This is a genomic window from Mesorhizobium sp. YC-39 (genome assembly GCF_025753795.1).
In the GTDB taxonomy this organism is placed as follows: domain Bacteria; phylum Pseudomonadota; class Alphaproteobacteria; order Rhizobiales; family Rhizobiaceae; genus Mesorhizobium.
This window is the reverse complement of the sequence record NZ_JAOWPS010000006.1, coordinates 143,292-156,271: the sequence shown is the minus strand read 5'-3', so window position 1 is coordinate 156,271 and position 12,980 is coordinate 143,292. Positions and strand designations below refer to the sequence as shown.

Sequence of the window (12,980 nt, the reverse complement as noted above, 5' to 3'; positions counted from 1 at the left end):
TCCGTAGCTGAATTCTGACCGACTGTGGCTATAGTCCTGGGACCACCGCAATTCGGGCTGCACTCGAGGCGACACCGAGGGCGTCCTTGAGATTGTTCATCGCAATTTTCGATTTCGAGGCGAAGACGACAACCTTGTCGCCGCCATAGATGCGCGGATTGCGGCTCTTGCCGGCACGAATTTCCTCCACATTGTAATTAGCGACCAGCGTATTTGAGCCGATATTGCGATAGACAAAGACCTTTTTTGCATCTCCAACGGTGTTGAACCCTCCAGCAAGGGCGATCGCGTCGATGAGAGAGGCGTTGCTCGATACTGGAAAGATACCACCCCTGGTGACTTCACCGTCGACAGTAATGCGCTGTCCAACCGACTCCTTAACGAAAACCGACACATCGGGCGACTGCAGATACTTGGCGCCGTAGGCCGTTTCGATTTCCTTCTCCAATTGACGGACGCTCTTTCCCGCCGCGATCATGGTTCCGATAAGCGGAAGCGAAATCTGCCCGCCGGCGTCGACCTGAACGGTTCTGTTCAGATTGTCGACCTGGAACACATTCACCTCGAGCACATCGTTCGGAGACAAAGGCTGCTCGCTGCCGTTCTGGGTATTTTGCGGCGCAGGCAGGTCTTTTACGACCTGCAGAGCGCCACCGCTCGAAAGCGGCGTCGACGATGATGTCAGTTGCAGCGCATCGACCGAAGCCGGTGAAGATGGCGCCGTTGACGAGGTGCTCGTGCAGGCAGACATTGCCAGCGAAGCGACCAAGACACATATTGTGCCGGCAAAGCTTTTTGCGTACCGAAAACCGCCCATCACGCGGTCCCGCCCTTGAACAAGCGACCCAGTCCGGCAAAGCGGCCAACGTTGCCGGGGCTCGGTTTCTTGACGCGTGCCTTTCCGACCGGTTCGAGGGGCCGGTTCGCCAGAATCTGGCCTGGACGTTTCAATACCATATTGCGGGCCTCATCCTCTCCACATCGCTTTGCAGCAGCGGCAACTGCCTGCGATAGCCCAGGACGCCGGCGGGTGGCGCCATGGGTATCCGATGCGATAATATCTACCCTACCTTCGTCAATCAGCTTTTCCGAATAATAAAGCGCTGTGCGCCCAAAAGCACCAACAATCGAGTCTGCCGTAAGCTGAATAAGACACCCCGCTGCATTCAACCTCTCGACAACGTCGTAATTCGCCTTGATCCAGGTCAGACGCTCGGGATGCGTAAGAATCGGAATAAACCCGGCGTTTATGAGGCGTAGAGCAAGATCTTCCAGCCTTGGCGGTAAAACGTGGTGCGGCGGTTCAAATAGAAAATAGCGGGATCTGTTTAAAGTTGGCACACTGCCAAGCGCCAATTGCTCCGGAAGGTCGGGCGCTACATGGATATCGGCACCAACATAAAGAGCAAGCGGTATAGCGGCACGGCGCAACGCCTGATCCAACCCTTGAACGGCTCGGATGATATTTGCCGATCCGTTTTCGTACATGCCTGGCATGACATGGGGCGTACACGCCATATGCGTCGTCCCATCAGCCACCGCCAACCGCGCCATTTCCAGCGATTCGGCAAGGCTGGGCGAGCCGTCATCAAGACCGGGCAAGATGTGGGAATGCAGGTCGATCATTGACGTTTCTACCTGCACCGAAGCAACGTAGCGACTGCGTCCCAACAATACGCCATTGCGTCAGCCGCAGGATGGCAAATGACGCATCTGCCAAGCTTAAACACGACAGCCAGCGTCGGATTCCAACCACCAAGACGGTACGCCCAAAACGAATCGCGTCGAGACCAGCCCAAAGCAATAGAGCGACACGGTTAACAAATTTAGCAAAAAACAACAAACCTGGCGCCAGCAAGGCCGACCAAGATATCCGGCAACAATATACAGCAGAGGCGCCTTACGCCTCCGCTGCCATTGCCCGCCTAGGATCCGCCTACTGGCTGACGCCGTTGTCGTCATCCTGCGTTGCAGCAAGGATACCAGCCGCGCCAGCCATGCCGGCAAAGAGACCGAGTGGCAGCCAGGACGGGGTGCCGCCCGAGGCAATCTGACCCGTATGCTCAGGGCTCACACCAACGGCAGCCGTCTGTTCAGAGCCCACGACTTTCAGGCAGATATTGTTCTCGACACGGGAAATGTCGAGGCTTGAATTCGCCGGTACCTTCACGTTGCAGCCACCGACACGAACAGAAGCTGACCCTTTGGTGCCAACCACCACGCGGCTGCCGAAATCCAGGGCAGCTCCCGCCTTGGCAGGACCATAACCAGCCGTCTGCGAAACCATCACGTCGCCGTCGGCATGCCCAATCGATCCGATTGAACTCGCCGCCCCTTGATAGGCCGTCGCGCAGGTACATGACGCGTCCTGAGCGAACGATGAAACAGGACTGAAACTGATCGAGACGATCAATCCAGCCAACGCACTTTTCACAGTAAGGTTCATTCGTTCAGATCCTTTTGTCCCGCATAACCTCAGACCCACCCGATCACCAAGGTACTAAAGAGCGCGTAACAGCTTTTATCTTTGATTCCAATCCATTTCGCATATGCGATATGTCTTTTGGTTTCCGCTGTGTTTCATAAAACACACTTATTAGAAGGCTTGAATGTACCATTTTTGCTGCCGGCTGCAACGGACTACAATTGGGGAGCGCAATTGGTTCCTTTTCGCCAAGATGCTCACCGGCACAGGTTGATTGGTAGGTAAGAGGGGTTAAGATTCAATTTCACGGTCTTTGAAGCCGCCGTCGCGCCGGTCCGTCGTGCATGTACAGTCGACCGGGTTTGACGTCAGGCGTTGTCGCATATTCTGCTTTTCATTTTATGACAGTCGCGATTCGGGCGCGTTTCATGGGAACGACCACGAGGGCAGTTTGGCGAACCCTTGCCTACAAGCCTTGCGGACAAGATTTGTAGGCCGAACCCGCTTGCGCGGGCTGCCCGCACAGGATGCCGTTTTCGGCAAGCTTGGCGGCCAAATCCGCGCCATCGGAGGTAAAGCACTGTACGACAGTGGCATCACCGAACTTTGACGCGGTATTGCCGTCGCAAGGCGTTCCCGATCCGACAGGCTTGCAGGTCAAGACGAGCCCTTGATAGTCCCGGCGCGCGGCCTCGGTGATCATGGCGCGCATGGACTGGGGTTTCTTAAATGCTACGCCGCACAACAGAACCTTGCGGCCGCCGACCCTAAGATCGTCGATTGATTGAATCGCAAGCTTGCCATCAAACGACTGAAGTACCGCTTGTGGCTTTGGAGGCTGCGAACGAACATCCGTTCCTTTTTTGGTGATAATGACCAGGAAGCTAATCGCGAACGCCAAGGCGACAAGCGCAAGCAAACCTGTTTTCTTGAAGGGCAAGACCTTCTCTCCACCGTGGCCAAACGTCGCGTTTCTGTTCCGTCAATCTTTCCGCAGAGGATTGCCTGCAGTGCCGTCGAGATACTGCGTCAGCGCACAGACCAGATGGTAGAAGATGCTGGCCGGCACATCGGCGGCCAACGAACGGCCACGTTCGTCGATCCGGTCGACCCACAGACCGCGCGGCGCTGGGTCGATGTGCCAACGGAACAGGCGACCGACCCGCGCTTCGATCTCGGGCTTGAGGTCGGGTCCGCCCGCGCCGTCCAGTGCGATCGCCGCCTTGATCGCCTCCGCCTGCGGCCAACTGCGCGAGACGCGGTCGAGCGGCAGGCCCTGCCGCGAAACGGCGCCGTAGGCAAGGCCTGTGGCGCGGTTGAGGCCATTGGCGATGGCCGAGGCATAGAGCTTCCTGGCAAAGCCGCTCAGTTCGCTCTGGCCGCTGCGCCCGGCGAAATCGATCAGCAACGAGGCCCATTCGAAATGGTGGCCTGGTTCCGTCCACAGGCCTTTGTCGCCCTTGGCCGGCTTCCATTCGCGATCGAAATATTCGCCAAGCGTCCAGCTTTCCGGGTCGAAGAAATGGCTGCGAAACAGATCGACGATGCGCGCGGCGCGGCGAAGATAGGCACGCTCGCCGGTCGCCTGATGCCACGCCAGGAAAGCTTCAAGCAGGTGCATGTGCGGATTGGAACGGCGTTCGCCCACGCCGTCCGACGTTTCGAGAAAACCGGTCATGCGATGGTCCTCGAGATGCGCGTCGAGAAAAGAAAATGTCTCTTCGCCAAGCCGCAATGCATCGGGATTGCCTGACATATGGGCATGCGCGAGCGCCAGCAGCACGCAGGAATGATCGTAGGCGTCCTCGACGGCGTCGGCGACCGAACCATCGACATTGAGCGTGCGTACCCAGCCGCCATTGTCGGTACGGCCGTTCCTGGCCATGAATTCGATGCCGTGGCTGATCAACCGGTCGGCCGGGCCGTCCCATCCCCGCGCCTTGGCGACGGCGAAGGCGTAGATTTGCCTGGCCTGCGTACGCATGCGCTTGGGCTTCATCAGTGGCGTGGCGTCGAAGCCCAATGCCTCATGGAAGCCGCCATGGCGTTCGTCGACCCCGACTGTCGACCATAGCGGCACCGTCTCTTCAAACAGCCAGTGATATACGCGGCGGCGCCAGGCGCCGCTTTCGATCACGCGATCGTCCGCGGGTGTGAATTTGGTTTCCAGCCGGCCACTCTTTTCGAGTTGCTCGACGATCTTCTTGACGTGTTGGCTGTGGCTGACTGGAGCGACGAAGGTAGCGTCCGCAGTCGAGACGATGGCGAGATTCTCCACGCCGATGGCCGACAGCAGACGGCCATCACTGCGGATGTAGGAGTTTTCGCAATCGATGGCGACGACGTCGCCGATGATGACATTGCCCTGCTTGTCCGAAGGGCTGACATCCAGCAAAGATTGCCAGGAACCGAGATCATTCCAGCGAAAGCCGGCCGGCACCATGGCAATGTCACTCGCCTTCTCCATGATCGCGTAGTCGATCGAGGTCGAGGGAATGGCGGCGTAGAGGTCGAGAGGCATGTAAAGGCCGGAAAGATCCGATGTCGCGGCCTGGTAGGCAGCCTCGGTGGCCGTCCATATCTCGGGCTGGAAAGCCATGAAGGTGTCGCGCATGGCGCTGGCGCGAAACAGGAAGATGCCAGTGTTCCAGTAGAAATTGCCAGCGTCGAGATAGCTCTGCGCGGTCGCGAGATCCGGTTTTTCGACGAAACGCGAAACATCGCAGACGCCGTCCCGCTCGCCGGCAACCTCGATATAGCCATAACCGGTCTCCGGCTGGCTGGGCTTGATGCCGAACACCACCAGCCGCCCCGCGCGCGCCGCAGCAGCGCCACTTTCCACGCTCTGCCAGAATTGCTGTGCTGTGGCGATTTCGTGGTCGGATGGAACCACCAGCACCAGGCTGTCGCCTTGGTCGGACAGAGTGCGCAAAGTCGCCAGGGCAACAGCAGCGGCGGTGTTGCGGCCGGTCGGCTCGAACAAGGGGCCGCCGCCGGAAAGGTCGAGGCCGGCCAGGTCAGCATGGACGCGATCGGCGTGCCGCTCGGACGCGATCAGGAAAACCGGCGTTTCACCTTTCGGCCTTGCTGTCAGCCGGCGCAGCGTCTTGGCCAGCATCGAACCATCGCCCGAAAAATCATGGAACTGCTTGGGGTTGTCCTCGCGCGACAGCGGCCACAGCCTCGAGCCGACGCCGCCGCTCATGACAAAACTGACGATTTTCTCGATCATTGGGTGATACTTCTGACATTTTCAAACATTGCAAGGAGCGCTGCCGCGTAGTCTCGGCGGCGCTTTTGTTGCCGAGCCTGCAGCACGGCGACATTCTCGCGGACAGGGCGTGAGCGCCGCCCGACTTCCATGAGATGGTGCGCCAGCGATTCCGCGCTGTCCGGTGCGAAGAAGAGGGCGTCCGGCGCTTGCTCGCGATGCAGCGGAATGTCGGATAGCAACATCGGCGTGCCCAGTGATTTCGCCTCTTCAACCGTGGTCGACCACCCCTCGAAGTGAGACGGGTTGAGGAGATAGTCCGCAGCGCCGATCAGGGCGAGAACGTCGTCATAGGGAATTAGTCCGAGGTGTCGAAAATGGCTTCCAAGTCCATCCATTTCGGCACGATCCACAAGGCGCTTGAAAAATGTCGGATCGCGCGGATCCGTGGTGCGCCCAGAGAGTATTATTGGCGGCAAGGTCGCCAGCGCTCCGATTTGGCTTATATGCCTCAACGCCTCGACCACCAGCCTATGGTTCTTGTGGACCCAGAACTGATTGGGAAGAAAGAAGAAGCGCTCGGACAACCCATGCGCCCGGCGCGCCTCATCGGCACGCGCTAGGATGGGGCCTGGATCGAGATCGATGGCGAAGCGCACAATGGCGGTCTTACCGCGCGAGGCCGGATAGAATGTCTCGCAATCCGCGAGCGCATCCCCGCTCGAGAGCATTATGGCGCGATTGCCTGATGTCTGCAGGCGGTAGCCGAGGTCCCTGCGCCACCAGGCACTGCGCGGGAAGAGATGAGGCAGTCGACGGTGCTGGAAATCTGGAATCCAGGAAACGACCGGCACCGGAAACCGGTTGCCGAACCACTGGGCAACTTCAAATACAACGTCGATACGCTGTGCAACGACAAGATCGGCGAAAGCGCGGTCAATGCCGCCGGCGAGGGCAATCAGCCCTCGCCTGCCAAGCCCGGCGCCTGTCACCCGTTCATCGAAAATGGCGGGGGCAGCCAACATATGATCGAAGGACGTACCAAGGCTTGAATGCTGCTCAGGCGTGAGAAACAGCTTCGCCTGCACCTTGCCACGCAGTTCGGAGGCGATGACGCTCAACATATTGCGCAGGTAGGATTCGCCACCAGACCAAGACCCGCGACCGATGAGTGTGAAGCCGACGGTGATCAAGGCGCGGAGCGTCGCAAACGGCCGGCCGGCTCGGTGAGAACCTCGGCGCGATACCAATTGACATAGCCGGCAATGCCCTTGCTGAGCGGCACCCGCAATTGAAGTCCTTCCGGCACGCCGGACGGATCAGAAATCAGGTTGAGGGGATCGCCCGGCCGGGATTTTCCGGAAAACGAGAGGCGATGGCTCCCTCCCCAAGCCTCCAAGACCATGCCGGCAATCGTGCTGACGGATGCGGGCGCGCCCGCTCCACCATTGTAGATCGTGAAGCGCGGTTCGCTGGTGGGCAAAATGCGATGGATCAACCGCACGACATCGGAGACATGATGCCAATCCCGCATTTCCGTCCCCATACCACCAAGGACGATGTTGGTTTCGCCTGCCGCAAGCCGGCCGCAGAGATCCCAGAGCAGTTGCTTGCGCAGCCCTTCGCCATAGACCGAAAAGAGCCGGGCCACCGAGATCGGCTGGCCGTAAGCGGCACAATATGACCGGCCCAGTTCCTCTACCATGCGTTTGTGATAGCCATAGGGGGAATAGGGATCGAGCGCGGCGTCGACCCTGATCGAACCGACATGTCCACCGCCATAGACGGCAGCAGACGATGCAAGAACGACAGGTGCATCGGGTGCGCGGCGGCGCAGGAAATCGAGGACACAAGCCGCGGAAACGACGCTTTGCTCAAAATCCTTCAGGGGATCGGCAATCGACTGGCCAACCGTCGCGCCGCCCGCCAAATGATACACGGCTGCCGGGCGGCCATGCGCTGCCAGGGCCGCATCCATTGTTTCGACGGTTACTCCGCCGGAAAAGAATATGCCGCCGGTCGCCACGGCAAACCCGGGTGCTTCGTTTCGACCGAAACCGATGACATGGCAGCCTCCCTGGGCAAGGAAACGAGCGAGATGCCGGCCGATAAAGCCGCCGGCGCCAGTCACCCAGACAAGCTTTGCTTCCTTTGATTGCGCCAAGAAATCAGTCCTTCCCGCGCTTGTGGCAAAGGAAAGAGACCAGGCGCCCGGGCCTGCGGTCAAGCGCCGCGGCGGCGCTGGCAATGACATTGAAAGGCACAGGCGAAAGAACCAGGCCAACAGGTCCGGACAACGGACCAAAGAGATTGGCCAGCCTCTCACGAATCTCAGATTCAGTCATTGGGTCATAGTTCACGACGGACTGGAACGAGTTCAACTCGCGATCGATTGTCAGCCCTGCCTCCTGGATCGCGGCGCGGTAGGCCGCCAGCGTGAAGGCGTTCTCTCCGCCATAGAGGTGATGGAGCGGATGAGCGCGCAGAAAAGGTTCGAGTTGCTGTGGTCCGGAGATCACATGGTCACGCAGCGATAGAAGCGTCGCCCCGTCGCGAGAGAGGCGAGCCATTTCGCGGCAGAAAGCCGGAAGGTCATGGGCATGGTGAAGCACCTGCCGCGCGACGACCAAATCGTAACCCGCCGCCGATAGAGGGATCGCTTCACCGAAGGCTTCGACCACATCGATGGGCGTGCCCGTCCTTTCGGCAAGCGTACGGATTGCTGCCGCACCGACGAGCGCGCTCGGATCGGGTTCAACAGCGGTTACGGACCAGCCCTCGCGCGCCAGGGCGTAGGAAAGGATGCCGTTGCCGGCGCCAAGATCGAGAGCACGGCCGGCCTTGCGCGGGATCATGCTGCGAACTGCACCGAACTCCGCGCTTTGGTGATAGCGCTGTGCCGCCACGACCGGATCATCGAAATAGGCGGCACGGGCGAGTTCCTTCATCGAAGGCTCGCTCATGCACCAGCGGACAGCGTCCTCCCAGCTCGTGGCCATTTCAGGCATGGGAAGAAACCATCTGCCGTATCATCCGCGCCGGATTTCCGACAACAACTGCATAAGGCGGCACGTTCCTGGTCACGACGATCTCGATCTCCCCGCCAGATTTGTCAGATTGCCCACGACAGCCGCCAAGGCTGAGCTTGACGAGTGCGACCGCGCTTCGGTCATAGTCGTGCGCGCTTCACACGTCTACCGTTCCAGGTGGATAATTTGCAGCCTCGGTGAGAAGGACTGCCCTCTATCACTTTGCAGCAGCGCGTCGATCACGCTTCAGTCAGGAGGTTGTTCGAGACGTCCAGCTAAGCCACCGTTTCCAGACTCGTCAAGTTCATGAGAATTCGAACCGCACGAATTTCGTTCTCGCGAGACTCACTCGTTGGCGACCCTGGATACCGAGCATCATGTTTTCAAAACAATACCAATCCGCGACCGATCGGTGCCTGGAAATCCGGAACGCCGGATCGCGTCAACGTCCTTTCCGGAGGAATGGCGGCAACTCTTTGGCCTTCTCCTCGCCGCAATCTCGGTTTCTCGATGGCGATGCCCATCTTTGGGAGGATTGGATGATCTGGAGCGCAGGCCTGGACTTCCGATCGAGTGGAAGCATTCGACATGACCGTCGCGACGGGAGACGCCCAAATTGATGACTGATGAAAAGTTCTCCCTGACCCGCCGCCGTCTGCTGACAGGAAGCTTGGCACTTGGGGCTGCGACTGCCTTCGCCGCCGGATCGACCGCCTCGCCCGTCGTCGGGCACCTCCGACCCAGAAACACGAGGCGCCCCGACGGCCTTGTCGTTCTGGGCGACGATGGGACGGACGTCGCCGCCTGCATCCGCGCCCTGGCCCGGATAAAATCCATGGGAGGCGGAACCCTGATGTTCCGCCGCGGGATCTACAACTGGTCCTCTGCCGACCTGAAGGCCTTGGGGCACTATGGAATTTCGATCCCGGCCAACTGCACCATCGATGGCAATGGCTCGGTCATTAACGTCACCGGATCGGACCAGATCTCCTATGTCTTCACCGCAATAGACGTCTCCAAGGTCACTATCGCCGATCTGACGGTTGTCGGTAATGGCCTGGCGACCGGTTACAACAACGGCGCATTCATGAAGTTCGCCCTGAGCGCGACCGCGACGAGGGGCATCGACACCTTTACGCTGGACACCGTCGAACTCCAGAACTTCAAGGCGCCATGGTGGATCCTCGTATACAATGAAAGTCCTTCGAATCTTGAGATCCAACACATACGCGTCAACGGGCTGCGGGGCATCTCACGGCCGGGCAACTCACTGGCCCCCGCCAAGCTCGGCACCAACGCCGCCGTCATCGCCATCAATAGTAAGTCGTCGAAGCCGGCCGACGCTGACCGGGCGATCGTCCGCGATGCGATCGTGACCGGCTTCTACGCTGAAGCCACGCACATCAAGGAAGGCGTAATTTTCTACAGCAATGTCCACGACAGCGAGATCCGTGGCGCCGTGGTCCACAATGCGGGGCTGATGGGGGGGCGAAACGACACCGGCTGCTACGCCCTGATGGTCTATGGCGCCAACAACCGCAACATACTGATCACGGATCCCGTCCTGACTTCGCCGCGCGACAACGGTATCTATGCAGTCAACGGCTCCGGCCTGGTTATCACGAACGCAACGGTGCGCGGTCAGACCAGTACCGCCGACGCGACGCTGCCCAAGGCCGGGATATCAATCAACAGCGTCCGCGACGTGATGATTTCCGGCGGGGCGTTCAGCGACAACGTCACCGATCTCTACCTCGGCATCCGTGGCACCGGGGCCAATGTCCGCGCCGAGGGCGTCGAATGTACCGGGGCGTCCAAGACAGGCATCTGGTTGCAAGGATCGGCCGCCAACGTGGGCGGTGCGACAATTACCGGAGCGCGAGTCAATGCCGGCGAGAGGGCGCGGGCGTTGTATTCGCATAACGATGAGATTCTTTATGTAAACGATGTCCGCATCTCGGACTGCGATTTCGCCACACGATACCTTACCGCAGTAGAGGTTTCAGCCTCGCCCACGCCGGCTGGAAACTGGAACTTCAGCAATGTCACGTGCACCGCACGCGGGACGCCGTTCCAAGCGTACCAGTTCGGGGGGCGGATGACGATCCAGGACATGCGGCTAGTGCTGTCGGGTGGCGGAACCGCAGGGCACAGCGCCTTCCGCTGTTTTAGCGCCGGCACGATGATCGTCGATGGCCTTACCATCGTCGGCCAAAGGGTCGGCACCACGATGGACACGCGGGATTTTGTCGGATCCCTGACGAATGTCCACTGGGAGAACTCCACCACGCTGGCCGTCTCCACTTCGGCAGGGACGGCCAAACCGACATTTCGCGGCTTTCCAGGGGCCCGCATCCAGAACCTTGTTCCGGCAGCGAATGGGCTCCGCGAGTGGCGATGGCGGGACGGGGCGTGGGTTGGGAGTCGGTGACAGCTCGATCCTGGCGCAGCACAAAAAGGCCTGCGATAGCTCGCCGATTATCAACGCAAGTTCGACAACAAGCTGCTACCTGGCGATACGCTGTTTCAGTTGAGCAGCGGCTGGTCGCGGGGAGAATGATCCAATCGATCGACTGGACCGCCCCACTCTGCGCATTTTGGGATTCGGCATGCCGTACGCAATCATCACGACCAAAAAGAATCCGCCGCCGGTAACGAGGCCGGTGAGCAGCGGGACATTCGCGACTGCCATCAGAAACGGAATCGACATCGTTGCCGCGAATGGAAGACGCTCGGGCGTGACAAGTTTATTCGCCAAGCTAAGCAGGACGCCGAAAACAATCCCGACAATAATGACGCCAGTCATGCCGTAAGCCGCCACTCCGTCGCTTGCCCAGAAGCTCGAATTCGCGTTGAACCCGTCGCCTCCGGCAACCCGCATGCCGACGACAACACCCAATGGCGCCTTGTAGGGATACTCGATGAATAGGTTGATGATGTTGGCGTGCGACCAGTAGGTGAGAGGGCTGTCGGAAAACACGTCCGCGTAAACACCCACCATTGCCCCCTGCAGGGCGAGAGTTCTCAGGAAGATGACGGCCACCGCTTGCAAGGCCAACCCGGTTGGTTGGTAATCGGTGGCGACAAGGAGTGCCGAAACGGTCAGAGCCAGCGTTGCCGCGCCGAGAGCGAGACGCGCAACCATTATGCGACCATCCTTGAGCGCAAAAAGGTAGAACCCGACTACCACAAACAACATTACCAGCATCGCCTTGCCTGCGAACGCCATGAAGACGAGGACCTGACCCGCAATGGCTATGGGGAGCACCCATCGCCGGGTTCGGTCGAAAAGGCCCACCGCTATCAGGTAGGGGTTCATCGCATTCGTCAGCCAGCCTGTCAGATATGCGGCCAGCGCGCTTGGCGCCGCGGCAGCGAATAGCGCGCGCTGGGTGTAAATGTCATCGAAATTGGAGAAGGTCAGCATCCCCCGGAACTCATAAAAATAGTACGCGATCGCAGCGAAATAGATGCCGATAAAGAAAAAAAGGAACCACTCGGTCTGAAAGCGACGCATGACAAAATATTGTCGGAATGTAAGCACCCTTGGTATGTATACCATAGCCATAAATGATACTGCCAACGCCAGCATCAATGTTACATCACTAAACGAAGTGTACCCTTGAAGTGATACACAAAGTATTGCCGGAATAAAAATGATCAGATAAATTATCCAGCACGCGAACTCGGAATATCTATTGATCGATATCGGCAGGATGCACCCGAATAGGGCTATGATACCGTAAGCGAGCAGCGCCTTGTCGATATCGTAATTATACCACAGGCCGAAATAGTAAAATGTTACTGAACCCCAGGTGATATAGGCGTGCATAAAAAAGAGGACATAGACAGTTATCCAGAACAAAGCCATCAATCTCTGATAGCTGATATTCCCCGTCTCTAGGTGCTTCAATTGTCCGCCTCAAGGCCGATACGCCCATCGGGGTGGTATAGAGGCTGTCGATTATTCGGGCAAGATAAAAGCCAGTCTGGGCGCAATTACCACGCGGTATAGGCCATTCACCGCGATCAGGCGAACCGGTTCAGGACGGTCTAGAATGGGACTTGCGACAGTTGTGCGCTCGGCGGCCTCGGCCTTGCCCAATTGCGCGATAGTCGTTGTTGACTTTACGCTGGACGATGGCGAGACGCAGGCTGTGTTCCATTGTTGGTCGCGTCGACCTCGACCGGGAATGAGCAAAGGTCAGTAGCTGGTTTCGGGCGCGCCTGATCACGCCTTGCAAGTCGTGGCTAGATCGCAATTCGTCTGGGCACCCAAATAGCTCCGAGACCCCGTTCCATCGCTTTACCGCTT

General features: G+C 59.0%; 10 protein-coding genes. 1 reads left to right on the top strand and 9 read right to left on the bottom strand.

All coding sequences use genetic code 11. The features are described from left to right. Nucleotides 1-28: 28 nt before the first annotated feature. From OHD62_RS29660 to OHD62_RS29625, 8 genes are all read right to left on the bottom strand, one after another. Nucleotides 29-817, bottom strand: a complete 789-nt coding sequence (locus OHD62_RS29660) for a polysaccharide biosynthesis/export family protein (protein ID WP_263790467.1) — start codon at nucleotides 815-817, stop codon at nucleotides 29-31. Then, the gene (locus OHD62_RS29655) at nucleotides 817-1,626 is read right to left on the bottom strand and encodes a tyrosine-protein phosphatase (RefSeq protein ID WP_263790465.1); all 810 of its coding nucleotides are present in this window, start codon (nucleotides 1,624-1,626) and stop codon (nucleotides 817-819) included. The genes OHD62_RS29660 and OHD62_RS29655 overlap by 1 nt, the downstream gene beginning before the upstream one ends. Nucleotides 1,627-1,936: 310 nt before the next feature. Beyond that, nucleotides 1,937-2,446, bottom strand: a complete 510-nt coding sequence (locus OHD62_RS29650) for a hypothetical protein (RefSeq protein ID WP_263790463.1) — start codon at nucleotides 2,444-2,446, stop codon at nucleotides 1,937-1,939. Between the two features lie 445 nt (nucleotides 2,447-2,891). After that, nucleotides 2,892-3,365 (bottom strand): hypothetical protein, encoded by a 474-nt coding sequence (locus tag OHD62_RS29645; RefSeq protein WP_263790461.1) that lies wholly within the window; start codon nucleotides 3,363-3,365, stop codon nucleotides 2,892-2,894. Nucleotides 3,366-3,407: 42 nt separating this feature from the next. Beyond that, on the bottom strand, nucleotides 3,408-5,657 hold the full coding sequence (locus OHD62_RS29640; protein WP_263790459.1) for a mannose-1-phosphate guanylyltransferase/mannose-6-phosphate isomerase: 2,250 nt from the start codon (nucleotides 5,655-5,657) through the stop codon (nucleotides 3,408-3,410). Further along, nucleotides 5,654-6,829: a glycosyltransferase family 4 protein gene (locus OHD62_RS29635; protein ID WP_263790457.1), complete on the bottom strand. Its 1,176-nt coding sequence runs from the start codon at nucleotides 6,827-6,829 to the stop codon at nucleotides 5,654-5,656. The genes OHD62_RS29640 and OHD62_RS29635 overlap by 4 nt, the downstream gene beginning before the upstream one ends. Continuing rightward, nucleotides 6,826-7,800: an NAD-dependent epimerase/dehydratase family protein gene (locus OHD62_RS29630; RefSeq protein ID WP_263790455.1), complete on the bottom strand. Its 975-nt coding sequence runs from the start codon at nucleotides 7,798-7,800 to the stop codon at nucleotides 6,826-6,828. The genes OHD62_RS29635 and OHD62_RS29630 overlap by 4 nt, the downstream gene beginning before the upstream one ends. A 4-nt stretch (nucleotides 7,801-7,804) precedes the next feature. Further along, nucleotides 7,805-8,644, bottom strand: a complete 840-nt coding sequence (locus OHD62_RS29625) for a class I SAM-dependent methyltransferase (RefSeq protein ID WP_263790454.1) — start codon at nucleotides 8,642-8,644, stop codon at nucleotides 7,805-7,807. Between the two features lie 640 nt (nucleotides 8,645-9,284). On the opposite strand from OHD62_RS29625, the gene OHD62_RS29620 reads away from it, so the two are divergent. After that, nucleotides 9,285-11,096: a right-handed parallel beta-helix repeat-containing protein gene (locus tag OHD62_RS29620; protein WP_263790452.1), complete on the top strand. Its 1,812-nt coding sequence runs from the start codon at nucleotides 9,285-9,287 to the stop codon at nucleotides 11,094-11,096. A 75-nt stretch (nucleotides 11,097-11,171) separates the two neighbouring features. On the opposite strand, the gene OHD62_RS29615 is transcribed toward OHD62_RS29620, so the two are convergent. Next, complete coding sequence (locus tag OHD62_RS29615) at nucleotides 11,172-12,536, bottom strand: hypothetical protein (RefSeq protein ID WP_263790449.1); 1,365 nt, start codon at nucleotides 12,534-12,536, stop codon at nucleotides 11,172-11,174. Nucleotides 12,537-12,980: the final 444 nt, after the last annotated feature.

Coding starts and splice junctions, on each gene's coding strand:
- OHD62_RS29625 (WP_263790454.1), bottom strand. CDS start 8,644: ATGCCTGAAATGGCCACGAGCTGGGAGGACGCTGTCCGCTGGTGCATG.
- OHD62_RS29620 (WP_263790452.1), top strand. CDS start 9,285: ATGACTGATGAAAAGTTCTCCCTGACCCGCCGCCGTCTGCTGACAGGA.
- OHD62_RS29640 (WP_263790459.1), bottom strand. CDS start 5,657: ATGATCGAGAAAATCGTCAGTTTTGTCATGAGCGGCGGCGTCGGCTCG.
- OHD62_RS29655 (WP_263790465.1), bottom strand. CDS start 1,626: ATGATCGACCTGCATTCCCACATCTTGCCCGGTCTTGATGACGGCTCG.
- OHD62_RS29660 (WP_263790467.1), bottom strand. CDS start 817: ATGGGCGGTTTTCGGTACGCAAAAAGCTTTGCCGGCACAATATGTGTC.
- OHD62_RS29615 (WP_263790449.1), bottom strand. CDS start 12,536: ATGGCTTTGTTCTGGATAACTGTCTATGTCCTCTTTTTTATGCACGCC.
- OHD62_RS29650 (WP_263790463.1), bottom strand. CDS start 2,446: ATGAACCTTACTGTGAAAAGTGCGTTGGCTGGATTGATCGTCTCGATC.